At 37.3% G+C, this 25,408-nt stretch carries 25 protein-coding genes and 1 riboswitch; of the genes, 5 read left to right on the top strand and 20 right to left on the bottom strand.

Annotated elements, in window-relative coordinates; all coding sequences use genetic code 11:
• Positions 1-45: 45 nt before the first annotated feature.
• Positions 46-825, bottom strand: a complete 780-nt coding sequence (locus tag B5440_RS11060) for a zinc ribbon domain-containing protein (protein WP_057480236.1) — start codon at positions 823-825, stop codon at positions 46-48.
• A 2-nt stretch (positions 826-827) separates the two neighbouring features.
• Positions 828-1,922, bottom strand: a complete 1,095-nt coding sequence (locus B5440_RS11055) for a Nif3-like dinuclear metal center hexameric protein (RefSeq protein ID WP_070053677.1) — start codon at positions 1,920-1,922, stop codon at positions 828-830.
• A gap of 100 nt (positions 1,923-2,022) precedes the next feature.
• Here B5440_RS11055 and lpxK point away from each other — a divergent pair, with 100 nt between their 5' ends.
• Positions 2,023-3,027, top strand: coding sequence for a tetraacyldisaccharide 4'-kinase (gene lpxK / locus B5440_RS11050; RefSeq protein ID WP_070053705.1), 1,005 nt, complete (start codon positions 2,023-2,025; stop codon positions 3,025-3,027).
• Between the two features lie 103 nt (positions 3,028-3,130).
• Here the strand turns inward: lpxK and B5440_RS11045 are convergent, their stop codons facing one another.
• From B5440_RS11045 to B5440_RS11020, 6 genes are all read right to left on the bottom strand, one after another.
• Entirely contained in the window at positions 3,131-5,356 is a 2,226-nt protein-coding gene (locus tag B5440_RS11045; RefSeq protein ID WP_070053676.1) for a tetratricopeptide repeat-containing hybrid sensor histidine kinase/response regulator, read from the bottom strand.
• A gap of 39 nt (positions 5,357-5,395) precedes the next feature.
• Positions 5,396-6,403 carry a type I glyceraldehyde-3-phosphate dehydrogenase gene (gap, locus tag B5440_RS11040; protein WP_070053675.1) on the bottom strand — a complete coding sequence of 336 codons (1,008 nt, stop codon included), beginning with the start codon at positions 6,401-6,403 and terminating at the stop codon, positions 5,396-5,398.
• Positions 6,404-6,420: 17 nt separating this feature from the next.
• Positions 6,421-7,299, bottom strand: a complete 879-nt coding sequence (gene lipA, locus B5440_RS11035; protein WP_037315251.1) for a lipoyl synthase — start codon at positions 7,297-7,299, stop codon at positions 6,421-6,423.
• A 73-nt stretch (positions 7,300-7,372) separates the two neighbouring features.
• Positions 7,373-7,945: an RNA polymerase sigma factor gene (locus tag B5440_RS11030; RefSeq protein ID WP_070053674.1), complete on the bottom strand. Its 573-nt coding sequence runs from the start codon at positions 7,943-7,945 to the stop codon at positions 7,373-7,375.
• Positions 7,936-9,039: a glycosyltransferase gene (locus tag B5440_RS11025; protein WP_070053673.1), complete on the bottom strand. Its 1,104-nt coding sequence runs from the start codon at positions 9,037-9,039 to the stop codon at positions 7,936-7,938. Before B5440_RS11025 ends, B5440_RS11030 begins: the two co-directional genes overlap by 10 nt.
• A 5-nt stretch (positions 9,040-9,044) precedes the next feature.
• Positions 9,045-9,251, bottom strand: a complete 207-nt coding sequence (locus B5440_RS11020) for a membrane or secreted protein (RefSeq protein WP_070053672.1) — start codon at positions 9,249-9,251, stop codon at positions 9,045-9,047.
• Between the two features lie 209 nt (positions 9,252-9,460).
• Between B5440_RS11020 and B5440_RS11015 the strand changes: the two genes are divergently transcribed.
• Positions 9,461-10,078: a fasciclin domain-containing protein gene (locus tag B5440_RS11015; RefSeq protein WP_070053671.1), complete on the top strand. Its 618-nt coding sequence runs from the start codon at positions 9,461-9,463 to the stop codon at positions 10,076-10,078.
• Positions 10,079-10,206: 128 nt separating this feature from the next.
• Positions 10,207-10,294, bottom strand: a riboswitch (TPP riboswitch).
• Positions 10,295-10,389: 95 nt separating this feature from the next.
• Here B5440_RS11015 and murB read toward each other — a convergent pair.
• The 3 genes from murB to B5440_RS11000 form a co-directional block, all read right to left on the bottom strand.
• Positions 10,390-11,403 carry a UDP-N-acetylmuramate dehydrogenase gene (murB, locus tag B5440_RS11010; RefSeq protein ID WP_070053670.1) on the bottom strand — a complete coding sequence of 338 codons (1,014 nt, stop codon included), beginning with the start codon at positions 11,401-11,403 and terminating at the stop codon, positions 10,390-10,392.
• 7 nt (positions 11,404-11,410) lie between these two features.
• Positions 11,411-12,601: a pyridoxal phosphate-dependent aminotransferase gene (locus B5440_RS11005; RefSeq protein ID WP_070053669.1), complete on the bottom strand. Its 1,191-nt coding sequence runs from the start codon at positions 12,599-12,601 to the stop codon at positions 11,411-11,413.
• Between the two features lie 259 nt (positions 12,602-12,860).
• On the bottom strand, positions 12,861-13,253 hold the full coding sequence (locus B5440_RS11000; protein ID WP_070053668.1) for a DUF1573 domain-containing protein: 393 nt from the start codon (positions 13,251-13,253) through the stop codon (positions 12,861-12,863).
• A 135-nt stretch (positions 13,254-13,388) separates the two neighbouring features.
• Between B5440_RS11000 and B5440_RS10995 the strand changes: the two genes are divergently transcribed.
• Positions 13,389-16,019 (top strand): valine--tRNA ligase, encoded by a 2,631-nt coding sequence (locus B5440_RS10995; protein ID WP_070053667.1) that lies wholly within the window; start codon positions 13,389-13,391, stop codon positions 16,017-16,019.
• 35 nt (positions 16,020-16,054) lie between these two features.
• Here B5440_RS10995 and B5440_RS10990 read toward each other — a convergent pair whose 3' ends face one another.
• From B5440_RS10990 to rsfS, 6 genes are all read right to left on the bottom strand, one after another.
• The gene (locus B5440_RS10990; RefSeq protein WP_070053666.1) at positions 16,055-16,327 is read right to left on the bottom strand and encodes an acyl-CoA-binding protein; all 273 of its coding nucleotides are present in this window, start codon (positions 16,325-16,327) and stop codon (positions 16,055-16,057) included.
• 6 nt (positions 16,328-16,333) lie between these two features.
• A complete protein-coding gene (locus B5440_RS10985) occupies positions 16,334-16,990 on the bottom strand; it encodes a phosphatidylserine decarboxylase family protein (RefSeq protein ID WP_070053665.1) in 657 nt (218 codons plus the stop codon).
• Positions 16,980-17,783 (bottom strand): phosphatidate cytidylyltransferase, encoded by an 804-nt coding sequence (locus B5440_RS10980; RefSeq protein ID WP_070053664.1) that lies wholly within the window; start codon positions 17,781-17,783, stop codon positions 16,980-16,982. Before B5440_RS10980 ends, B5440_RS10985 begins: the two co-directional genes overlap by 11 nt.
• 3 nt (positions 17,784-17,786) lie before the next feature.
• Positions 17,787-18,398, bottom strand: a complete 612-nt coding sequence (locus B5440_RS10975) for an LUD domain-containing protein (protein WP_070053663.1) — start codon at positions 18,396-18,398, stop codon at positions 17,787-17,789.
• A 99-nt stretch (positions 18,399-18,497) separates the two neighbouring features.
• Complete coding sequence (ftsH, locus tag B5440_RS10970; RefSeq protein ID WP_070053662.1) at positions 18,498-20,564, bottom strand: ATP-dependent zinc metalloprotease FtsH; 2,067 nt, start codon at positions 20,562-20,564, stop codon at positions 18,498-18,500.
• A 24-nt stretch (positions 20,565-20,588) separates the two neighbouring features.
• Positions 20,589-20,960, bottom strand: a complete 372-nt coding sequence (rsfS, locus tag B5440_RS10965) for a ribosome silencing factor (RefSeq protein WP_057480220.1) — start codon at positions 20,958-20,960, stop codon at positions 20,589-20,591.
• 95 nt (positions 20,961-21,055) lie between these two features.
• Here rsfS and B5440_RS10960 point away from each other — a divergent pair, with 95 nt between their 5' ends.
• Positions 21,056-21,787: a biotin--[acetyl-CoA-carboxylase] ligase gene (locus B5440_RS10960; protein ID WP_070053661.1), complete on the top strand. Its 732-nt coding sequence runs from the start codon at positions 21,056-21,058 to the stop codon at positions 21,785-21,787.
• Between the two features lie 99 nt (positions 21,788-21,886).
• On the opposite strand, the gene B5440_RS10955 is transcribed toward B5440_RS10960, so the two are convergent.
• Complete coding sequence (locus tag B5440_RS10955) at positions 21,887-22,279, bottom strand: SRPBCC family protein (RefSeq protein ID WP_070053660.1); 393 nt, start codon at positions 22,277-22,279, stop codon at positions 21,887-21,889.
• Between the two features lie 94 nt (positions 22,280-22,373).
• Entirely contained in the window at positions 22,374-23,015 is a 642-nt protein-coding gene (pyrE, locus tag B5440_RS10950) for an orotate phosphoribosyltransferase (RefSeq protein WP_070053659.1), read from the bottom strand.
• Positions 23,016-23,022: 7 nt separating this feature from the next.
• Between pyrE and B5440_RS10945 the strand changes: the two genes are divergently transcribed.
• Entirely contained in the window at positions 23,023-23,646 is a 624-nt protein-coding gene (locus B5440_RS10945) for an NUDIX hydrolase (protein WP_070053658.1), read from the top strand.
• On the opposite strand, the gene B5440_RS10940 is transcribed toward B5440_RS10945, so the two are convergent.
• Positions 23,614-25,365 (bottom strand): M14 family metallopeptidase, encoded by a 1,752-nt coding sequence (locus B5440_RS10940; protein ID WP_070053657.1) that lies wholly within the window; start codon positions 25,363-25,365, stop codon positions 23,614-23,616. The two genes, B5440_RS10945 and B5440_RS10940, sit on opposite strands and share 33 nt — an antisense overlap.
• Between the last annotated feature and the right edge of the window lie 43 nt (positions 25,366-25,408).

Below are 25,408 nucleotides of genomic sequence, written 5' to 3'. Positions count from 1 at the left end.
AAAGTAATTTTTAGACGGTTTTTATATGATTCTCTAATCTAGGTTTTAAACCTTAGCGAAAAGATTTTGCATTTTCTCCTGCTCTTCTTTAGCAAGTTCTTCATCTACAAGAATTCGTCCACTATGCTCATCGGTAATGATCTTTTTTCTACCGGCAATTTCCATAATTACCTGTGGCGGAATAGTGAAATACGAACCTCCGGAAGCACCTCGTTCTACGGGTACAATAGCCAGTCCGTTTTTAACGTTGGTTCTAATTCTCTTGTAAGCATTTACTAAACGCTCCTCGATATTCTTTTCGAATTCAGCAGATTTCTTAATAAGTGCCTGTTCTTCTTTTTCGGTTTCGGCAAGGATTTCGTTTAGTTCGCCTTTTTTGTGTTCCAGGTGTTTTTTCCTTTCTTCAAGACGTTCTTTAGTTTGTTCGATCACCTCTTTTTTCTGCTCAATTTGAGCTCGGTATTCCTTGATGTGTTTCTCGGCAAGTTCTATTTCCAGTTCCTGGAATTCAACTTCTTTGCTAAGCGCATTAAATTCGCGGTTATTACGCACGTTTTTTTGCTGCTCAGCATATTTTTTCATGGTCGATTTAGACTCATCAATAAGGTTCTTCTTACTCTTTATGTCGTTCTCGATTACCTCAATATCGGCATCCATTTTCTCCAAACGCTTGCTCAATCCGGCTACTTCATCCTCCAAATCTTCCACTTCCAGTGGAAGCTCACCGCGTACGTTCCTTATTTCGTCAATTCTGGAATCAACCAGTTGAAGGTCGTACAACGCTCTTAACTTGTCTTCTACAGTAACATCGTTCTTTTTTGCCATAGTTATATATACTTGATTGGATTGGTGTTTGTCTCTGCTAAAATAAGTGCAAAATTACTAATTTTTTTTGTAAGATAAGAATGTAATAAATCTTTTGTGAATTGCTCACTTTCATAATGACCTATATCGGCTAAAATGAAGTTTTTATCGCCCTTATAAAAGTCGTGGTATTTTAGATCGGCAGTAAGGTAAATATCTGCACCGGCTGCCTTTGCCGGATTAATGGCAAAACTACCGCTACCGCCTAAAACCGCCACTTTTTCAATAGGTTTTCCCCGGAATTCAGAATGTCTTATACAGCCGCAATTAAATTGATTTTTAATTCGTTTTAAAAAGCTTTTTTCATCTTCCGGAGTTTCTAATTCGCCAATCATTCCCATCCCTAAATGCTGGTTTTCGTTTTCCAGAGCACTTACTTCATAAGCTACCTCTTCATAAGGATGATAGTTGAAAAGTGCCTGAAGCAACTTTCTTTCTAAATGAGAAGGATAAATAAGTCCCAGCTGGGTTTCCTCTTCTAAATGAACTTCGCCTCGTGTTCCAATTACCGGATTTGCTTCCTCATTGGGTTTGAAACTACCTTCTCCTTTTAAATTAAAACTGCAATTATCGTAATTTCCAATACTGCCACCACCTACATTAAAAAGGGCTTTTCTAACTTCTGCAGCCTGTTCGCTTGGGACGAAAGTGGTAAGTTTTTTTATGCTGTCTTTACGCGGAATTAAGATCTGTCTGTTTTTAAGACCTATCTTTTCGCTTATCATATCATTTACTCCTTTGTATTGATTGTCCAGCGCGGTGTGAATGGCATAAATAGCAATATCGTTTTTAATCGCTTTTATTACTGTTTTTTCCACGTAATCTTTCCCGGTGAGTTTTTTAAGGCCAGAAAAGATAATAGGGTGAAAGCTAATAATAAGGTTGCAATTTTTATCTATTGCTTCGTCTACCACGCCTTCTAAAGTGTCTAAAGTGATAAGTGCGCCAGTTACCGTGGTGTTTTTATCACCTACCAAAAGCCCCACATTATCGAAATCTTCAGCGTATGCGGGCGGAGCAAATTCTTCAATTATATCTATAACTTCTTTTACAAGCATTTGTTTTGAGTTTTATAAACGTAGCAGGTTGCTTTTTATTAATTTCGTAGTAAATGTTAATTCAGCTAACTTCAAATATAATTATTATAGCCCGCCCTGTATGAAGATTTTACGAAAAATGCTGATTCCTTTCGCGTTATTGTATGGTTTTGTAACCTGGAGTAGAAATTTGTTTTATAATGCCGGAATTCTGAAATCTAAATCCTATGATCTTCCTGTTATCTGCGTGGGAAACCTTAATGCTGGAGGAACCGGGAAATCTCCAATGATAGAATACTTGCTGAAATTCCTGCTACCGCAATATAAGGTGGCAACTTTAAGTAGGGGTTATAAGCGAAGCACTAAAGGCTATAAACTATTAAGCGGAGATGAAACCGCTGCTGAGGTAGGGGATGAGCCGCTACAGTTTAAAAGAAAGTTTGATAAGGCAATGGTTGCTGTAGATGCCGATAGGCAAAATGGAATTTCAAAACTTCTGCAGGAAAATCCTGAAATTATCCTGCTAGATGATGCCTTTCAGCATAGAAAGGTTAAAGCAGGACTAAACATCTTACTTACGGCTTATAATGATCTATACGTGAACGATTTTATGTTGCCCACAGGGTATTTGCGTGAACCCACGGTGGGAGCAGAGCGGGCTAAAATAGTTGTCGTTACCAAATGCCCACCAAAACTTACGGAGCAGGAAATGGAAACGATTAGAGTTAAACTTAGATTGCAGAACTACCAGCAACTTTATTTTAGCTTTATCGATTATGACGAAGAAATAATTTCTGAAGAAACAAAGGCGAAATTAAGTAGTCTAAAGGATAAAAAATTTACGTTAGTTACGGGAATTGCTAACCCCAAACCGCTTGTAAATTATTTAAATCAAAAAGGATTTGATTTTAATCACAGGCTTTTTAAAGATCACCACAATTTCACCGAAGCAGAAATAGCACAATTAAATAAAGAGCCGCTAATTCTAACAACCGAAAAGGATTACGTTAGACTACATAAAAATTTTAAAAAAGGACAATTGTTTTATTTACCAGTAAAGACGGCATTTTTAAATAAAGAGGAAGAATTTATAAAAGAAATATTAAAATTTGTGCATAAAAAATGAGGTGATTTACACCTCATTTTTCTTTTGGCTAATTCAAACTATATATGTGTTTTTTGATATATAATTCAATTAACCTGAGATTTACAAAGTGTGTGCCAAAGGATTAAACCGTACTTTCTTTAAAAGCTAATTGCCTGTTAATTTTCAGGAAGAATTCCTCGGTTTTATAAGGCTTTGGAATAATATCGCTGAAACCATTCAAATAGAATTCATCCAGATTATCATCTAAAGTAACCGCTGTAAGGGCAATTATAGGAATTTCAGAATTGAATTTTCGAATCTCTTTTGTAGCTTCTATACCGCTTATTCCTGGCATGTGAATATCCATAAGAATAAGATCATACTCCTTTTCTTGCGTTTTTTCTACGGCGATGGTTCCGTTATCGGCCACTTCGCATTTAACCCCGTGTTTTTCCAGGATTTTACGCGTAATCATTTGGTTGATCTTATTGTCTTCAACAATAAGTATATTTTTTCCTTCTAATTTATCTTCAACAGGTTCTGCTGCTTTGGGAGGTGTATTATTAATGCTATTGTCAACCTCTTTTGCTTCAAATTTAAGCTGAAAAGTAAAGGTTGATCCTTTTCCTAAGTCACTTTCTAAATTAATTTCACTGCCCAGTAAACTGAGTAGATTTTTCACGATAGAAAGTCCGAGCCCGGTACCTCCAAATTTGCGGTTAATTTGTGTAGAGCCCTGGGTGAAATTCTCGAAAATTGCTTTTTGCTTTTCCTTCGAAATTCCCTCTCCATTATCTTTGATCTCAAAATCCAGTAAAACATTGTTTCCTTCCCGGCTGTTTTTAGAGACATTGATCCATATATCACCGTCTTCGGTGAATTTTATGGAGTTACCGATTAGATTTATGAGTATCTGGGAAATTTTTAGCGGATCTCCTTTTAATTCCTCCGGGATCGAATCATCATAATTAAAATGAATCTTGGTATTCTTTTCGTCGGCAGAATTTTTAAGAGCAACCAATACATCTGAAATGCGCTTTTTAAGATCAAAAGAAGCTTCCATAATTTCCACCTTGTTGGCTTCAAGCTTATTGAGATCCAGGATATTATTAATAAGAGAGAGCAGATATTCCCCCGAAAATTTAAGTGAATTAAGATGCTCTTTTTGATTTTCGGTAGGGCTTTCTTCTAATAATAAATGCGTGAGACCGGTTACCGCATATAATGGTGTTCTTAACTCATGAGTAATTGTGGATAGAAATTGTGCTTTAGCCAGCGAAGCTTTTTCGGCATTCTCTTTAGCTTTGGTAAGCTCAGTGTTTTTCTTTTGAAGCAATTCGTTGGCCCTGGCTCTTAAATTATTGTTCTTATATAAAGAAAGGGTGAGTAGCGAAAGAATAGTAATAAGTGCCACACTAAGTATAGTGGTAAGTTTATTAACTTTTAGCTTGCTTTCCTGCTCGGCGTTTTGAATACTAAGTTCATTTAAACTACTCTGCAGCGCATCTACTCCATATTTAGCATTCGCTTGCTCTGCAAGAACTTCTTTGTTCATTGCAATTATAGAGTCATTACGGGCATAGCTTTTTTGAAGATATTCTAAAGAAGTCTCATAATCACCTGTAGCTTCATAAATTTTGCTGAGTTGCCTATAGGTGCTCATAATCATCCCACCAAAATTTTGAGCCTGAGCAATCTCCAATACTTTGTTACAGTTTTCCTTAGCCAGCTCGTAATTTTCGAGAGAAATATGTACTCGGGCAGTATAATAATAAAGCCTTGAAATTTCGTACATGTTTTTAGAGTCGGCGAGTTGGTTTTTTGCCTTTTGTAATAAACTCAGCGCTTCAGTCATATCTCCCTGCGTTCTTGAAATCACGATGGCGCGGTTTAACGAAACTATACCAAGATATTCCTGGTCATCCAGTTTTAAATATAATTCTTCAGCAAGATTGAGATAGCGATCGGCCCTTATTTTATTATTCTGAGCCATAAAAATTTTAGCAAAATTTACATAGCTATAGGCAAGTCCTTTTTCATCCCCAATTTCCCGTTGGATAGAGATTGCCCTGTTTAATTCAGTGATAGCTTTATTAAATTCGTGTCTTATATAATAAAGTTTTGCCAGGATACTGCTTGATAAAGCGATGAAGCGTTTATCATCAATAGATTTTGAAAGTTCTAGGGAAGAGTTTAATTGCTCTATGGCATTGTCAAAATCGAGCGTATTTACTGAAACTTCAGCGTCGTTTAGTAATTGTTGAATTTTCTCATTGGCTATTTGAAGGTCTTCGGCATCATCTTGCTGAATTGCAAAGGAAAGATTGCACCAAAATGCGACAATGATTATAAAGGTAAAGTTCTTCATTCCGGAAATTCAGCAAACGCTTAATTGAGATAAATATAGTTATTTATCATTAACCATTGAAATTAAATCGATAAGTCGACTGGAATAACCGATTTCATTATCATACCAGCCAATAATTTTAACTAATTTCCCACTGATTACCGAAGTCATTTGCGCATCAAAAATGCAGGAATGTGGATTGTTATTTATGTCTATAGAAACAATAGGATCTTCGGTGTAACTAAGAATCCCCTTTAAAGAAGTATTTGCAGCTTGCTTAAAAAGCGCATTTATAGCCTCAATGCTTGTTTCTTTACCTACATTTAGGGTCATATCGGTTAGAGAACCATTTGGGACGGGAACTCTAATTCCGCAACCACCAATAACATTACTAATATCGGGGAAAATGCCGGTTAAGGCTTTTGCTGCCCCAGTTGTAGTAGGGATTATAGATTGTGCAGCCGCCCGGCTTCTCCTAAGGTCGCGATGAGGTTTATCGTGTAAACTTTGATCTGAAGAATATGAATGTATCGTGGTGATATAGGCCTGTTCTACTTTAAAATTCTCGTGAATTAACTTAAGCATAGGCGCTGCATTGTTGGTGGTGCAGCTGGCATTTGAAATTATCTTTTCACTGCCGTCCAGAATATGCTCATTCACCCCTAAAACCACCATTTTTATTTCCTCATCTTCCGGCGGAACAGATAAAATCACCTTTTTTGCGCCATTGATAATATGGTGTTGAAGTTCTTTTGAAGTTTTAAATTTCCCGGTAGATTCTACTACGGTATCAACCTTATAGTTATTCCAATGAATTTCGCTGGGAAGGGAAGCATTTAATAACGGAATTGATTTTCCGTTGACTATAATAGTATTTGCTTCTGAAGAAATTTTAGCCGGGGAAACCCCGTGAATACTATCGTATTTTAATAAATGCGCGAGGGTTTTAGCATCGGCGAGGTCGTTAATTGCAACTACGTTGATGCTTTTATTTTCGATTAAAAGCCTGAAAAGGCTACGCCCAATACGGCCAAAACCGTTTATGGCAATATTGATGCTTTTACTCATTTAATTCAGGGAAAAACTTAGTCGATATGTTTGTGAGCTTTATATGAAGAACGAACCAGGGCGCTACTTTCTACGTGGCGAAAGCCTAGATCCAGGCCAATAGCTTCATATTTCTTAAACTGATCTGGGGTAATAAATTGCTTAACCGGCAGGTGTTTTTTACTAGGCTGTAAGTATTGACCAATAGTCACCACATCTACATCTACACTTCTAAGATCGTGAAGAGTTTGGATCACTTCATCTTCCTGCTCACCAAGGCCAAGCATAATTCCAGATTTGGTTCTATTTACGCCTTGTTGCTTCAGGTAGCGAAGCACTTCAAGACTACGATCGTATTTCGCCTGAATTCTAACCTCGCGGGTTAGCCTTCTTACAGTTTCCATATTATGAGAAACAACTTCTGGCATTACTTCTACAATACGGTCTATGTTACGCTCATTTCCCTGGAAATCGGGAACAAGAGTTTCTAAAGTGGTTTCAGGATTCATTCGGCGAATTGCCTTTACGGTTTCAGCCCAAATAATAGATCCCATATCTTTAAGGTCGTCGCGGTCTACACTGGTTACCACGGCGTGCTTAATGCCCATAATTTTAATAGAACGCGCTACTTTTTCAGGCTCGTCCCAATCTACCGTTTCCGGACGGCCGGTTTTTACACCGCAAAATCCGCAGGAACGGGTACAAACATTCCCCAAGATCATAAAGGTAGCAGTACCTTCACTCCAACATTCACCCATATTTGGGCAACTACCCGAAGTACAAATGGTATGCAAATCATATTTGTCTACCAGGCTGCGAAGTTCGGTGTATTTTTTACCGGTTGGAAGTTTTACCCTTAACCATTTTGGTTTGGCTTTCGGCTTTTCTTTAACTGGGCTTATAGTGTCTGTACTCATAGCAAAATTCTAGGTTTCAAAGATACAATAATCTAATTAACTGCATAAATTAGACTGTTAAGTCGGTGAAAACTTACACCGATTTCCGGTCTTCAATAATTTGAGCGAGTAATTTTTTGGCTCTCAGGAGTTTCACTTTTACATTATTCATGGGTTCATCCAGATTTTCTGCAATTTCTTTATAAGATTTCTCCTGAAAATACCTGAGATTAATTACTTCCTGGTAATGTGGCTTTAGTTGTTTGATATCGGTTAGCAATTGGGCTAAATGCTGCTCGCTAATCAATTTGTCTTCAATAGTAGGGGTTTCATCGGCAATACGATGTACTTTTTCATTTTGATCTGAAGTAGTTTGAGACCTGATAGAAGACTTTTGCTTCCTAATCATATCTACGTGAATATTCTTGGAAATAGCGATAAGCCAGGTGCTAAAAGAATAATCTTCATCAAAAGTTTCAATTCTTTTAAATGCTTTAGAAAAAGTTTGAATGGTAATATCTTCAGATTCGTAAGCGTTGCCGGTTTTTTTAAGCTGAAAACCATATACGCTGTCCCAAAAAGTGTCAAGCAGATAATTAAATGCCGACTGACTCCCGTTCTTGGCAGCTTTAATTTTGGTAAGAAGCAATTCCTGATTTATTTCCAATGCCTGGGTTTTGAAATGCTGTTCGCTATAAATATGCCAAATTGGGTGAAGATTAAAAATACCTCTAAAAACGGAAATAACCAAACCACATCGGTCTCCTGAAGTTTTTGTGCCGACTTTGCATAAACGATGGCCTGTAACAGTAAAACAAGGCCTGCGCAGCCTAAAACCAGTTGCCATTGAACCTGAAGAATTAATAAAATTGCCAGCAAAATCCAGAAAAAGAAGCGAGAGGCATAAAATAAGCCCAGTAATACTTTGTCTTTTGTTTTATAAAAGCCTGCCACAGATGCGTGCCTTCGCTTTTGATGCAACCAGGATTTCAAATCTGCTTTAGGAACACTTCGTGTGCTGGCTTCGGGATGATGGCAAATAAAGGTGTTTTCGAAGTTCGCGCCCTCATTTACAAAAAGGTCGTCATCACCAGAACGCAGGTGTAAATGATTTGCAAATCCCCTTTGATCATAGAATTGTTTGGAAGTGTAAGCAAGATTTCTTCCTACGCCCATATAGGGATTTCCTAATTTCGCGTAAGAAAAATACTGAATAGCAGTAAGTAAGGTCTCAAAGCGAATAAGCTTATTAAGTAATGACTTGCTATTTTTAAAATACCCACCATAACCTAAAACTATACTTTTCTCTTGCTGAAAGCCGGTAGCCATGTGCCTTATCCAGTTTCGGCTTTGCGGTGCACAATCGGCGTCAGTAAAAATTAAATAAGGATTTTGGGCTTTTTTAATCCCAAGAGTAAGTGCATACTTTTTATTGGCCCAGAATGCTTCATTATTCTGAACATCTACTAATTTTACCCTGCCATCTAGGGCTTGAAATTCTTCAATAACTTCCAAAGTATTATCTAGGGAAGCATCATTAATAATGATTACTTCAAAATTGGGATAATCCTGATCTAAGATAGGAGGGAGGAAATTTTTAAGATTTTCGGCTTCGTTTTTAGCGCAAACAATAACCGAAACAGGCAAATTTGCTTCACCGGGATTTATGCTTTTATCTCTTGTAAACGCGAAGAAAGCCAGGTAAAAGCCCAGGATAATTATTGAAAAGAGAAAAAAGAATCCCAGTAGAATTGTTACCATTGAATCTAATTAGCCTTCTTTTCTCCAGAGCAATCAGACATTTCATCGGGCATTTTTCCGCAGAAACTGCAGGCTTCACCTTCTTTATTTAAAAACGGACTTTGGCTGGCGCAGGTTCCTGCAAATTTACCGTCTTTCTTTCCCCATATTTTAATGGCGATTCCGGCAAAGGCCAGTCCTAAAAGTAGAATTGTTATTAATAATAATTGCATAGCTTTGCTTTTTCTAAAGTTTTAAAAATATTCCTGAAACGCATTCCAGAAATAGTACTGCAAAAATAACAATAAATTGACGTTTGGGAAAATCCAAATGCATATTAGCATAAGCTTTACACACTTTAACTTAAATTTAATCGCAAAGCACTGTATTTGTCAAGTTTAGGTAATAAATTAGTTAGCTTAAACCACTAAAAACTAAATTTATGAAATCTAAATTTTTATTAATACTACTGGCAGCTTTTGCATTCAGTTTTACTTCTTGTGAGGATAATAAGAAGAAAGAAGAAGAAAAAGCTCAAATGGAGCAGGAAGAAGCAGAGCGTCAGGCTGAAATGGAAGCTGAGAAAGAGCGTATGGAAATGGAATCTAACAGTATTGCAGCTAAAGCAATGGCGACCGATTCTTTAAGTACTTTGGTTAGCGCACTAAAAAATGCAGAATTAGCCACTACTTTTACTGAAGATGAAGGTCCTTTTACTGTTTTTGCACCTACAAACAGCGCATTTGAAAAAGTTGATAAAGCTACATTAGACGAATTGATGAAGAGTGAAAATAAAGATCGATTGGCCGGGGTATTGAAATATCACGTAGTAGATAAAGAAATTACCGCTTCAGATCTAAGTCAAATGATAGAAGACGGAGATGGTGAAGTAACTTTCGCTACTATGGAAGGTGCAGAGCTTACCGCTATGATGGACGGTGAGAACATTGTTCTTAAAGACGGAAATGGTAATACAGCGACCATTATCGCTACAGATATTGAAGCTTCTAATGGTATGGTACACCTTATTGATGGTGTAGTGATGAAGAAAGCTTCATAAAACAACATTATTATAAATTATAAGAAACCCGTCAGAGAACTGACGGGTTTTTTTATGCCAAAATTCAAACAAAAAAAGCTTCATTCTCTCTAAAGAAAATGAAGCTCTCTCTTAAAAAGACAATGAAGTCTTTAAGATTCAATATTTCCTACGCTGGGATTATCCAGATCAGGTTTTTGCGGGTATTTCTCAGCCTAAGCACCCCGATATTGATTTTATAAATATAAGAATATTTTATGGGTTATAATGCTAATATTAAGCCAATTATAATATTTTTTTAAGTTTAAAAGTTAAATAATTTCTTATAGGAATTAAATAACATTTACCTCTGGCTCGAGTTGAATACCGTATTTCTTATAGATCTTATCCTGAATTTCTTTGGAAAGCGCTAAAATCTCTTGCCCGGTTGCATTTCCATAATTCACGAGAACCAATGCCTGATTTTTATGCACTCCCGCGTCTCCTTGTCGGTAACCTTTTAAACCGGCCTGGTCTATAAGCCAGCCCGCCGGGATTTTAATCTGATTGGCGTGCAAAGCGTAAAAAGGCATTTCAGGAAATTGTTTTTGTAGTTTTTTGAATTCAGTTTCCTTAATAACCGGATTTTTAAAAAAACTACCGCTGTTTCCCAGTTCCCTTGGATCTGGTAATTTCTGTTGACGGATACTTATAACCGCATCAGAAACATTTTTAATCGTTGGCTTTTCAATATTATGTTTATCCAGTTCTTCCTGGATCGCACCATAGGAAGTGCTTAACTGGTGATCTTTTTTACAGAGCCTAAAATTTACAGAGGTAATAATATATTCTCCTTTCAGTTTATTCTTAAAAACAGAATTTCTGTAATCAAATTCGCATTGTTCGGCGCTAAAGGTGTCCACTTCCAGCGTTTGAATGCGCATAGCTTCGCAAGATTCAAAACTGTCTTTTAGTTCAACGCCATAGGCACCTATATTTTGAACCGGTGCTGTGCCAACATTGCCGGGGATTAAGGAAAGGTTTTCAAGCCCGCCGAAGCCCTTTTCAATACAATATAAAACAAATTGGTGCCAGTTTTCGCCGGCACCAACTTTTAAAACTACATCATCACGGCTTTCAGAAATAAGTTCAATTCCTTTTAAGCCAATATGAATAACCGTTTTGTCTATATCTTTGGTGAGTAACATATTGCTGCCGCCCCCAAGTACAAATATTTCTGAAGCATAGGCTTGCTGTAAAACATCACGCAATTCAACAGTGCTGTGCACAGAGATGAATTTACGGGCCATTACATCTACTCCAAAAGTATTGTATTGTTTCAGTGAAAAATTTTCAGCAACCTGCATAAATAGGCTATTTGTTGTATTCTTCCAGAGCTATCTTAAGAATTTCAATAGCTCTCTCCAGGTTTTCTTTCTTCAAAACATATGCAATTCGCACCTGATTCATCCCGGTGTTAGGGATAGAGTAGAAGCCGGCTGCCGGAGCTACCATCACAGTTTCTTTATTGAATTCGAAACTTTCCAGTAACCACTGTGCAAATTTATCGGCATTTTCTACCGGTAGTTCAGCGATACAATAGAAAGCTCCTTTAGGTTTTGCTACTTTAACACCAGGAATTTTATCTAAACCTTCAATTAAAAGGTTTCTTCTTTCGGTATATTCTTTATTTACTTCATCAAAGTACTCATCTGGTGTATCTAATGCAGCTTCTGCAGCTATTTGAGCAAATGTAGGCGGACTCAATCTTGCCTGAGCAAATTTCATTGCAGCAGTCATTACTTCCAGGTTTTTTGAAACCAGACAGCCAATTCTCGCGCCACACATACTATAACGCTTAGAAACAGAATCTACCATAATGGCGTTTTGTTCCAGTCCCGGAATGCTCATGATAGAATGATGTTTTACACCATCGTATGCAAATTCACGATAAACTTCATCTGCCACGATAAATAGATCGTGTTTTAGCGCTAAGTCGGCAAGCTGCTGAATTTCTTCACGCGTATAAAGATAGCCGGTTGGATTTCCAGGGTTGCAAAGTAAAATAGCCCTGGTTTTATCGGTAATTAATTTTTCAAATTCTGAAATTGGCGGAAGCGAAAAATTATCTTCAATAGATCCTTTAATTGGAACGATTTCCACTCCAGAAGCCGTTGCAAAACCATTGTAATTTGCATAAAAAGGTTCGGGGATAATCACTTCATCGCCGGGATCGGTAATGCTTCCCATGGCAAACATCAAAGCTTCAGAACCTCCGGTAGTAATAATAATATCTTCGGCATCTACCGGGATATCATTTTTGCGATAATATTGGGCTAATTTGGTTCTATACGATTCAAAACCTGCAGAGTGGCTGTAAGAAAGTACTTCTATGTTGTTATTCTTAACAGCGTCTAAAGCCGCTTTTGGGGTTTCAATATCTGGTTGCCCAATATTTAATTGGTAGATTTTTTTTCCTTTTTTTACTGCTGCTTCAGCAAAAGGAACTAGTTTTCTTATTGGAGATTCGGGCATATTGCGCCCTTTATTCGAAATATTTGGCATGAGATTGATTTTAATACATTGCAAAAATGCAAAATTCCTGTAAGATTTTAAGGCTAAATAGTGTTATTATTCAACTAAATTAAAGATGAACTTTTAAAGTTAATTTTTCAATTTTCAGGCATAAAAAAAGCCGTTTGAAATGTTTTTATCTACGTCCTCCTGAATTTATTTCAGGATCTAATGATGTTAGAAACTGAAACAAGTTCAGCTTGACGGTAATAAGCTTTTCAAACGGCTTTCTAATTCTAAATCCTAAGAATTAACGGCTGCTGTTATCTTCTTCAATAACTCTACCTTTAATTTTTAGTGATTTTGTAGATTCATCGGCGTTAGAATATACGGTTACCGTCTTTCTAATTGGTCCTACAAGCTTAGTGTTGTATTTTACCTGAATTTCACCAGTTTCACCCGGTTGAATTGGATCTTCCGGCTTTTTAGGAATAGTACAACCACAGCTTGATGTTACATTGGCAATAACCAATGGTACGTTGCCCGTATTGGTAAATTCAAAAATACGTAGGCCGTCACTTCCCTTTTTTATTTCGCCATAATCAATAGTTTCAGATTTGAATTCTATTTTGGCTGTTTCCTGTGCCATTGCAGTGCCTATACCGGCAACAACAAAAATGGCAATAGCAATTAACTTTTTCATAATTTCTGGTTTTTAATAAACGAAAGGTAAAGATAAGCTGAAATGATGTGTACTCAAAATTATATTCAAATCAACTTCTTTTTTAATCCTTAAGTTATATTTACTTTTGCCATTATTTTCAAAAACCAGACCAATATGGCGATTGCTTCCCAATACGATTCAAAAAAAGTAGAAGATAAATGGTATAACTACTGGATGGAAAACAAGTATTTTCATTCAGAAGTAGACGAGAGAGAGCCTTACACCATTGTAATCCCGCCGCCGAATGTTACCGGCGTTTTGCATATGGGGCATATGTTGAATAATACTATCCAGGATGTCCTGGTGAGAAGAGCCAGGTTAAAAGGTTATAATGCTTGTTGGGTGCCGGGAACCGATCACGCTTCTATTGCAACTGAAGCAAAAGTAGTAGCAAAATTAAAGGCTGAAGGGATCGATAAAAACGATCTTAGCCGTGAGGAATTTCTACAGCACGCCTGGGATTGGACACATAAGCACGGTGGTATTATCCTGGAACAATTGAAAAAGCTTGGAGCTTCCTGCGATTGGGAACGTACTAAGTTTACCATGGATGAAAACATGTCAGCTTCAGTAATTAAGGTTTTTGTGGATCTTTATGAAAAAGGTCTTATCTATCGTGGTTACCGAATGGTAAACTGGGATCCGGTAGCTAAAACAACCCTTTCAGACGAAGAAGTGATTCACCTGGAAAAACAAGGAAATCTTTATTACCTGAATTATAAGATAGAAGGTAGTGATGAGGTTTTAACCATCGCAACTACACGTCCCGAAACTATTCTGGGAGATACGGCAATTTGTATTAATCCCAATGATGAGCGTTTTACGCATTTAAAAGGTAAGAATGCAATTGTGCCTATTTGCAATCGCGTGATTCCAATTATCGAAGACGAATATGTAGATGTGGAGTTTGGTACCGGTTGTTTAAAAGTAACCCCGGCTCATGATGAGAACGATAAAATGCTTGGAGATAAGCATAACCTGGAGGTAATTGATATCCTTAATGATGATGCCAGCCTTAATGCCCATGGAATGCACTATGAAGGTAAAGACAGGTTTCAGGCCAGGAAAGAAATTGTAGAAGAATTAAAAGAAATGGGTGTGCTTACCAAAACTGAAGAGCACATTAATAAGGTAGGAACCAGTGAGCGCACAGGTGCGGTTATAGAACCAAAACTTAGCGATCAATGGTTTTTAAAGATGAAAGAGCTGGCTAAACCGGCAATTGATGCGGTGGTTGGTGACGAAATAAACCTGGTGCCAGATAAATTTCTGAATACCTATAAGCACTGGATGGAAAATGTGCGCGACTGGAATATTTCGCGTCAGCTACTTTGGGGACAGCAGATTCCTGCTTATTTCTTCGGAAGCGGAAAAGAGGATTTTGTAGTTGCTGAAACTGCAGAAGAAGCATTGGAAAAAGCCCGTAAGAAATCCGGTAATGAAAGTCTTAAGGCTGAAGAATTAATTCAGGATAAAGATGCGCTGGACACCTGGTTTTCGTCGTGGTTATGGCCAATGAGTGTTTTCAACGGTATCCTGGAGCCGGAAAATGAAGAAATTAAATATTATTATCCTACCAACGATCTTGTTACCGCCCCCGAAATTTTATTTTTCTGGGTAGCACGTATGATTATGGCCGGGTATGAATATCGAGGTGAAAGACCTTTTAAAAATGTATATCTCACCGGTATTGTTCGTGATAAGCAGCGTAGGAAAATGTCTAAATCCCTGGGGAACTCACCAGATCCTCTTGGGTTAATTGAGCAGTATGGCGCCGATGGCGTTAGGGTAGGAATGTTATTAAGTTCTCCCGCTGGAAACGATTTAATGTTCGAGGAAGACCTCTGTAAGCAGGGGAGTGCTTTTTCAAATAAAATTTGGAACGCTTTCAGACTAGTTAAAGGTTGGGAAGTTTCCGAAGAAAAAGAACAAGACGAAACTTCTAAAATCGCTATAGACTGGTATACGGCGAGATTTAGAAAAACTCTTGCTGAAATTGAAGATCATTACTCTAAATACCGAATGAGTGATGCTTTAATGAGTACTTATAAGCTGGTTTGGGACGATTACTGTTCCTGGTTTCTCGAAATGGTGAAACCCGCTTACGGGCAGCCTATGGATGCCAAAACCTACAAGGCTGTAATTGAAATCTTAGAGGATAATCTAAAGATTCTTCATCCATTTATGCCTTTTGTAACCGAAGAGATCTGGCAAGAGATTACCGAAAGAACACCTTCGGAAGCATTAATCGTGGCTAAATGGCCTGAGCTTAAAGAATTCAATGAGGAAATAATAAGTGAATTTGGTTTGGCTTCAGAAGTTATTGCTGGAATTAGGAAAATAAGGAAAGAGAAGAATATTTCGTTTAAAAACACCATCGACCTTATGGTGATGAATAATGAAAAAGCTTCGGAATTATTTGATCCTGTTATTTTAAAAATGGGAAATATTAATGATTTCGGATATGTAGAAAAACAGGTTGAAGGAGCGCTTTCTTTTCGTGTAAAATCTAACGAATATTTTATTCCAATTGCCGGTTCCATAGATGTGGAAGCTGAAATTGAAAAACTAGAAGAGGAATTAAAGTATAATGAAGGTTTCCTGAAATCTGTAGAGAAGAAACTTTCTAACGAGCGTTTTGTGAATAATGCTCCGGAAAAAGTAGTGGCAATAGAAAAAGCTAAAAAAGCTGATGCAGAGGCTAAAATTGAAGCTATTAAAGCCAGTTTAAAAAGTTTGAAATAAATAATTAAGAGGGAGAGATTTTGGCGAGGTAATTATTAGGTTACTTCGCCAATATGTTCTTCTACAAGTTCTACATATTTTTCGCGAGCTTCCTGCTTGCTAAGGTTCTTTACCTGTAATAAAGCATTTATTTTAAAGGCGTTTCTAATATCTCCTTCGTTAGTTGGCGGAGCATAAAAACCGTTTACCTGCGTGGCTTTCTTGTAGTAAGCGTAGAAATGAAGCATAACATCTGGCGCAAATTTTTGATCTGTTTTGCTGGCCATGTCATAAGCTCTTAAGAATTTTTCCTCTGTTGTATCAGGCATAACGTACTATTCTTCAATATTGGCTATAACACTTAGCCCACCTTTTACTTTTTGATCTAACTTCACCAAAACCGGCGTATTTAAAGGTAGAAAAACATCTACCCGAGATCCGAATTTTATAAATCCGCTATCACTACCCTGAATAACTTCGTCGTCAACTTCAGCATAGTTTACAATTCTTTTTGCCATTGCTCCTGCAATTTGACGGTATAAAACTTCACCGGCTACTTTGTTTTCTACCACAACGGTAGTTCTTTCGTTTTCCTCACTGGATTTTGGATGCCAGGCCACCAGAAATTTACCGGGATGGTATTTACTGTATTTTACCTTTCCGCCAATAGGATGCCTTGTTACGTGCACATTTATTGGAGACATGAAAATAGAGATTTGAATACGTTTATCTTTAAAATATTCTTTTTCTTCAACCTCTTCAATGGCTACAACTTTTCCGTCAACCGGCGCTACCACATTAGCATCATTTAAAACAGTTTTCCTTTTAGGATTTCTAAAGAACTGTACAATGAGCAAAAATAATATGATGGTCACTACCAGGATGGCAAATTTTATCCAGTAGGTATTTATAAACGAATATGATACTGCATTTATTGCGATAAGCAGCACAGCCGCTATCGCCATTATTTTGTAACCTTCTTTATGAAACATAATCTAGAATATATAGATAAGCATAGACAAATGGACTCGAAAAAATAATACTATCCAATCTATCAAACAATCCACCGTGACCCGGCATTAATGTACCGCTGTCTTTTACACCGGCCTGACGTTTAAATTTTGACTGAATAAGATCACCCAGGGTTCCAAAAATACTAAGTATTATAGCTAACCCAAGCCAGATGGGAAAAGTGAGAAATTGGGTGTAGTAAAAAATAAAAAAACTGGCTATTCCACTAAAAACCACTCCACCCAGAAAACCTTCTATAGTTTTGTTGGGAGAAATTCTTTCAAAGAGCTTTTTGCTTCCAAAATTCTTCCCTACAATATAAGCAAATGTATCGTTAGTCCAAATCAGGATAAAGATACCTACTACCAGCTTCGGAATAAAAACGCCTTCTATTGTGGGGATTAGGGTAAGAAAAATGACCGAAGAGATGAGGTAGAAAATAATAATGATATATTTCTTCTTTTCAAAAATAGGTATTTTTCTAACAACGAGTAAATCTTTTACGAGGAATAAATTGACGAAAATTGTTATGAAAAGCAGGAGTATTGTAGCGTCCTGATTGAATTTAAGATAACTGAAAAGATAAAATAATAAAGCCTGGACCCCGTAAAGCGCGTAACTTTTTAGGTGTAGCAACTTTTGCATTTCTATAAGACAAACAAGTCCCAGTAGGTAAAATAAGCTAATAAAAATAAACTCTGAAGAAAGTATGGAAGCAACCAATATGGATACATACAACAATCCTGAAATAGTTCTAATAATGGCTTCCCTCATATTTTATAAATCTTCCAGCAGGAGCAAATATAGGTTTTTTGCGCTACTTCCATAGCTCATAAAATCTCCTTCTTTTTGAGTTTCAAAATTTTTGATGGTAGTAATATTAGAAGGAATTCGCTGTTTGTTCCTGAATTTAATGCCGCGAAGGCCTTCGCCAATGGTATCTATTAATTGGCTGGTTGAAGAAATAATGACGAAATTATCCGGTAAATCATTGAGTTTGCATTCTTTAATCTGGTTAGATGATATTAGAATAGAACCATCATTTGCTACCAAATATTCACAAGTGGATAGAAAGAATGGAGCCGATCCAGATCTTGTGAAGTTTAGATTAAAACCTTTAAATTTATCCTGAAGATTAGTATCTAAACAGAAACATTCTTTTTCATACCAATCGTTTTCCAGTAAGATGTTATCAAAAGCTTCCTGAAGTTCCTTGTCGTCTTCACAATAAAGAAATTTACCACCATTATTTTTAAAATTGAGCATAAAGCGCTCATCAGTGGGTAGTTTTACCTCAGGCATATATTTACCCCGCTCAGCTTTTCCAGGAGATTCCTGCTTCTTGTCTGATTTAGATTTAGGGTTAAGAAATCTTCTAAATAGACTCATAGAGTATTGGGTGTGGTTCTCAACGTCATTTTAACCAAAGGTAAAAAATCTTAATTTAACACTTAGGTAAATTAAGATTTTTTAAACTATGGTTGTGAACTATTTATTAACTGAATTGTTTTCAGTTAATGTATTCTTGTCGCTATCATCTCCCGGTGCAGGATTCTGCTTTTCGGTTTCAGAAGCTTTTTCTTCTACTTTAGGAGTTTCTTTCTTTCCAAGAACTTCGGTTTTGTCCTTTTCTTTATCATAAGGTCTTTTTCCGAAGATGCGTTCAAGGTCATCCTTGAAGATCACCTCTTTGTCCAGAAGAATATCAGCTAATTGGCCTAATTTATCCTTATGCTCGTTAAGTAAGTCTAAAGCTCTTTGATATTGATTTTCAATTAAATTGGAAATTTCTTTATCAATAAGTTCTGAAGTACTTTCACTATAAGGTTTGGTGAAATTATATTCACCCTGGCCTGAAGAATCGTAATAGGTAAGATTCCCAATTTTATCATTCAATCCGTAGATAGTCACCATGGCTTTTGCCTGTTTAGTAACCTTCTCAAGATCGCTTAATGCCCCGGTTGAGATTTTATTAAATACCACCTTCTCTGCGGCACGACCACCAAGGGCAGCACACATTTCGTCAAGCATTTGTTCTGGTCGTACAATAAGACGTTCTTCTGGCAAATACCAGGCAGCTCCCAGTGATTGCCCACGAGGAACAATTGTTACCTTTACCAGCGGCGCAGCGTGCTCTAACATCCAGCTTACAGTCGCGTGACCGGCTTCGTGATAAGCAATTGCTTTCTTTTCGTCTGGTGTAATGATCTTATTCTTTTTCTCAAGGCCACCTACAATACGGTCTACCGCGTCAAGGAAATCTTGTTTCCCAACAGCTTTATTCCCTTTACGGGCGGCGATTAGGGCAGCTTCGTTACAAACATTCGCAATGTCAGCTCCAGAGAATCCAGGAGTTTGTTTTGCTAAAAATTCAGTATCAAGTTCATCTGCTACTTTTTTAAGAGGTTTAAGGTGAACTTCAAAAATTTCTTTTCTTTCGTTAAGATCTGGCAGGTCAACATAGATTTGTCGGTCAAATCTTCCGGCACGCATCAATGCTTTATCCAGTACATCGGCACGGTTAGTTGCGGCTACTACAATTACATTAGTATTAGTGCCAAAACCATCCATTTCGGTTAATAACTGGTTTAAAGTGTTTTCACGTTCATCGTTTGAACCTGAAAAATTGCTTTTCCCACGGGCACGTCCAATAGCATCAATCTCATCAATAAAAATTATTGAAGGTGATTTCTCTTTAGCTTGTTTAAATAGGTCACGTACCCTTGATGCACCAACTCCCACGAACATCTCTACGAAATCTGATCCTGAAAGTGAGAAGAAAGGTACTTTAGCTTCTCCTGCTACAGCTTTAGCCAATAAGGTTTTTCCGGTTCCGGGAGGTCCTACAAGAAGAGCTCCTTTTGGAATTTTACCACCAAGGGAAGTATATTTATCTGGATGTTTAAGGAAATCTACTATCTCCTGTACCTCTTCCTTTGCGCCTTCTAATCCGGCAACATCTTTAAAAGAAGTCTTAACATCAGTATTCTGGTCAAATAATTTGGCTTTAGATTTTCCTATGTTGAAAATCTGACCTCCTGCACCGCCACCGGCACCAGAGCTCATTTTTTTCATTATAAAAATCCAAACTCCAATAATTAGGATAAAAGGTAATAATGCCCAGAATACTTCACCCCAAACATTGCTTTGTGTATCGTAAACAACGGTGGTGTCAAGATTATTTTCATTCTTGATCTCCTTAATGTCGTCTTCAAGGTTCTGCAAGTCACCAAACTCAAAACTATAGGCAGGAGTTTCACCTCCAGTATTGAATAATTCTGGATCGTTGGCATTTTTATGAATCTCTTTTTGAGCGGCTTCATCGGTAAGGTAAACTTTCGCTTGTTTGCGGTTTACAATTTCAACTTTTTTTACGTCGCCATCCCTAAGAAAATTAAGGAATTCTGCCGGATTGGTTTTAGCTGGTTCGCTAAAACCGCCTCCGCTAAAAAAGTTAAGTCCTAAAAAGAAGATAATTATAGCGGCATAGATCCAATAAGCACTAAACTTAGGCTTCTTGGGATCTGCGTTTTTTTTGGGTTGCTGTTTCGCCATTCTTGGTAATTCTAAATTAGATAATTAATAATTGGTTTCTATGGAGGTGATTTTGGCATCACCCCAAAGACTTTCAATATCGTAAAACTCTCTGATATGCTTTTGGAAAACGTGTACAACCACGTTTACATAATCTAAAAGCACCCATTCGGCGTTTTCTCCACCTTCTACGTGCCAGGGTTTGTCTTTAAGGGCTTTACTTACAGTTTTTTGGATGGAATTCACTATGGCGTTTACCTGTGTATTGGAAGTACCGTTGCAAATAATAAAATAATCACAAACGGTGTTTTCTATTTGCCTAAGGTCAAGAATATCAATATCGTTACCTTTTACTTCTTCAATTCCTTTAATTATATGTGCAATAAGTTGATCGTTGTTCGGTGCTTTTTTTGCCATTAAAATTAATTATTTTCGCAAAGTTATTACTTTTTAGCTGTTAATAGGCGTTGTTTACATAACATTTAACGCCTGTTTTATTTCTAACTACTATTATGCGTATAATCAAAGTTAATGCCACCAATTCTACTAACGAGTTTGCCCGGGAACTCTATCGCGGAAATACTTCATTTGAACCGGTGTGTGTAGTAGCTCGTGAGCAAACAAAAGGTCGGGGCCAAAGAGGGGCAGGCTGGGAATCTAAAGCAGGTGAAAACCTAACTTTTAGCGTACTATATCCTAAAATAAGGGTGAATGTGAACCATCAGTTTTTGATGAGCGCCACGGTTTCCCTGGCAATCATTAAAATCCTGAAGAAATTTAATGTTCCCGGTTTAAAAGTAAAATGGCCTAACGACATAATGTCAGCACGCTATAAAATAAGCGGAATTCTTATCGAAAATATTCTAAAAAACAATGAAATTGCCGCTTCGGTCATCGGAGTGGGGCTTAATGTAAATCAAACTAATTTTCCGGGGCTTCCCCAGGCGTCTTCGCTTAAACTGGCTACCGGCAGGGATTTTAACCTGGATGAATTGCTTAAAAGAATTACCGATGAATTTGAAGAAAAGCTAACCGAAATTATGGCAGAAGCTGAAACTTCAATTTTAGAAGAATATGCAAAAAATCTGTTTAGAAAAGATCAGGTTTCTACTTTTCAGCTGCCAGATGCCACCTTTCTTACCGGGATTATACGTGGAGTTACTACCTCTGGAAGATTGAATATAGAGATCGAAGATTCAATCTTTAAAACTTTCGATCTAAAAGAGATCAAATTGATGTATTAAAAACCGTGATTAAGCCAATTAGCAGCCTGGCGCAAATAATCAATAAAAAAACCTGAAACAAGTTCAGGTTTAAGGAGTAATTTTATAAGCTATTCTTTCTTATAACTTACCAATATTTTCGGCTAGCGTATTTATAAATTTGCTTAGTGGTTTTTTTACCATCATCGCCATCATCGCGTTAAATTCACCATTGAATTCCATTTGTACTTCACTTTGATTTTCATTTAAAGCTGAAATATGGGCTTTTAGCGTAAAGTCAAGTTTATCTGAAGTAGAACCTAAAACAACCAGTTCTGGTTCTATGGTTTCCCGAATTTGTAATTTTATAACCGGCATTCCTTTAAGGCCAAAAACAAAGGTTTTTTCGTCTCTAACTTCAAACTTCTCTTTGCTCTCGGGCATTAATTGTTCGTAATTTTCTGCATTCGTTAAAAAATCGAACATTTCCTGCTGACTTTTATCAGCAGTTACTTTTTGGCTTTCTATATGCATCTTTTTTATAAATATATCCCTGACCCGGGAATTTCTCACAGGCTAATAATTTTTTGCCTGTCTGTTATTAATTTTAGCGCAGCATGAGGCTGCTTTATTTTTTCCAGTTTGCTGGATCCTGACGCCATTCTCTAAGTATTCCGGCTTCAGTAGCATTTATATAATTTGTTTTTTGGGCGGTTTCCAAAAGGAAATCGTAATCGCTAAGGGTGTGAAGTTCTATTCCTGCTTTTGCAAAATTTTCATCGGCAGTTTTAAACCCATACGTAAAGATGGCCAGCATTCCTTTTACATTGGCTTTGGCTTCCTTTAATGCTTTTACCGCATTTAGGCTGCTATTTCCGGTGCTAATTAAATCTTCAATTACCACTACGGTTTGCCCTTCAGATAAATTTCCTTCTATTTGATTTTTTCGTCCGTGGCTCTTGGCTTCCGGTCTCACATAGATAAACGGAAGGCTCAAAATTTCGGCTACCAGCATCCCAATTCCAATGGCACCGGTGGCTACCGCTGCAATAACATCGGGTTTTCCATAAAGTTCTTCAACTTGTCTTGCAAACTGTTCTCGTATATGGTTCCTAATTGGAGGATAGGAGAGAACTATTCGGTTATCGCAATAGATTGGCGATTTCCAACCACTGGCCCAGGTAAAAGGTTCTTGTGCATCTAATTTTATTGCTTTAATTTGCAATAGCAGTTCAGCGGTTGTTCTGGCTGTTTCTTTATTTAAAATCATACTGCAAATGTATAAAGTTTTTGTAAATGATGTTCCCTTAATTCTCTCTACTAAGAAAGATTTAGGTGAAAATTATGTATCGCTACCTATTAAAAAAGTTAGAATTAAGCGAATAATTAAAAAAATTAGTAAAGGTGAACTGCTCTATGTGAATCTTTATCACGAAAAAGAAGAAAAGCTGCTGAAACATCTTTTTAAGAAGTTGCGGGTAGTAACTGCAGCGGGCGGAATGGTTTTAAATGATAAAGATGAAATTCTTTTTATTTACCGAAAAAAGCGCTGGGATCTTCCCAAAGGTAAAACCGAAAAGAACGAAACTATTGAAGCTTCTGCAATAAGAGAAGTAGAAGAAGAAACAGGGGTTGAAGGTTTAAAAGTGACTAAATTCTTACAAAAAACTTATCATATTTTTAAACGAAAAGGGCGTTACCGACTTAAGGTAACTCATTGGTACGAGATGCGTACTTCCTATGAAGGTGAATTGCGCCCGGAAACCAAAGAGGGTATTGAAAAAGCCAAATGGAAAGATTTAAAGAAAAGCCAGAAGGCGCTTCAAAAATCTTATGCGAATATTAAACTTCTTTTTTCAGAAAAATATTTAGCGGGGCATTCTAAAGATAGGGTAGCGTAAATGTGCCGCTTCGTAATGTTTAGATTGCTTGTGCAGCCAGTCTAATTGAGCATACCAGTTATTAGAAAATTCAGTATCACTATTTTTCTTTTCTTCAAAGCGCTCTTTTAGCTCGGGATTTTCATCAAGCATTTTTTTAGCGATATCTTCGAAAACATAAGGGGAAAAGCCTTCTTTCTGCTGAAGAACAGTGTCAAAGAAATTCCAGTTGAAGAAAGAATCTGGTGCTTCAGGTTCTAAAGTTTCAATTAAATAGCGCGCACCTTCCTGAAAAGTTTTTACTACAAAATCTCCTTTTCTAAACTCAACTGAATCCATTGTTTTGGAAACCCTGGTTTCGCTGTGCTTGTAATGACCTTCGTAAGCCTGCTCGCCGGTATTAAAATCTTCTATTCTGTAAGTTTCAACATATAATGTTGTATCGCGGGCTAAGGGTTCTAATTTTATCTTGTTTAGCTTTAAAAGATTTGTGACCTGCCACCAGCCCTGGGGTACAATGTACGCACGTGGAATTTCAATAGTATCTTCGGCTACAAAATTATTATAGTAGTCTATTTCTTTATTAAATGGTTTGCTGCTATCATATTTTAAGCGTTCGCCCCCGGTAACCTCACTGGCAATCATTTCACCTTCGTAACCTTTAAAATTTCGCTGACTTGGGTTTTCCATATCGGGTTTGTAATTAATAGGGTACCAGCGATCTGTCAGGTATTTTCTTGAAGCCCTGTTGCGAATATCTTTCATTCGTTCCCTGTCTTTTTCAGCAATACCAATCATACTGCGCATCAACTCATAGGTGCCTTTTACACGCTTCGGGTAAGGTTTTAGCATATGGGTTTCAACCATCATTCCTATGGTGTTCCATAGCGTGGTGTACCCGGTAGAATACCTGGGCAAGTCGTTAAATTGGGAAAACCCCTCTTCGGGCACTTCATTAAAAACATTCACATAAGGCGTGATGTCCCAATCTTTTTTAGCGAGCGAATCTTCCAGCGCCGGCATAATTTGCTCATCTAAATAATTACCGAGCTCGCCGCCCAATTTATTGTGCTGGGTAAACAGATGGGTGAGCGTATATTGATAATCAGCGCCATTACTTACATGATTATCTATAAATATATCTGGTTTCACATGATGAAAAATTTCGTAAAAGCTTCTGGTGTTTCGCGTATCTGCTTTTATAAAATCCCGATTAAGATCATAGTTCCTCGCATTTCCTCTAAACCCGTATTCGGCTGGACCGTTTTGATTAGTTCGGCTGGTGGAATTTCGGTTTAAAGCACCACCAACGTTATAAACAGGAATGGTGGCTAAAACTGTATTTTTTGGCGCTGTAATAGAATCGCCGGCCAGGTCTCTAAAAAGCATCATGGTGGCATCTATGCCATCACTTTCCCCGGGATGAATACCATTATTGATGAGAATAATACTATTTTTCTGTCTTAAATCTTCAAAATTAAATTCTTCTGAAGGACTGTAAATGGCAAGATGAAGAGGTTTGCCACTATCGGTTTTTCCAAATTCTTCCAGGCTTACTTTACTGGAACTTTCGGCTAATTGGGTATAAAAGTCTATAACTTCTTCATAAGTGCCGGTTTCTTTACCACCACTTTTCTCAAAACGGGTCTCCAAATCATATTCGGTGACCAGTTGATATTTCTCTAAATCGCAGGAAATCAGCGAAAGTAGCCCCAAACTCAGTACGAGATATTTTTTCATAGTATCCTAAGCAATTGAAAGTATAAACTTAACCAAAACCCGC

Origin of the sequence: Salegentibacter salarius (genome assembly GCF_900168265.1) — a bacterium.
Lineage (GTDB): Bacteria > Bacteroidota > Bacteroidia > Flavobacteriales > Flavobacteriaceae > Salegentibacter > Salegentibacter salarius.
Note: the sequence above shows the minus strand (reverse complement) of the source record. Positions and strands in the feature narration are given on the sequence as shown.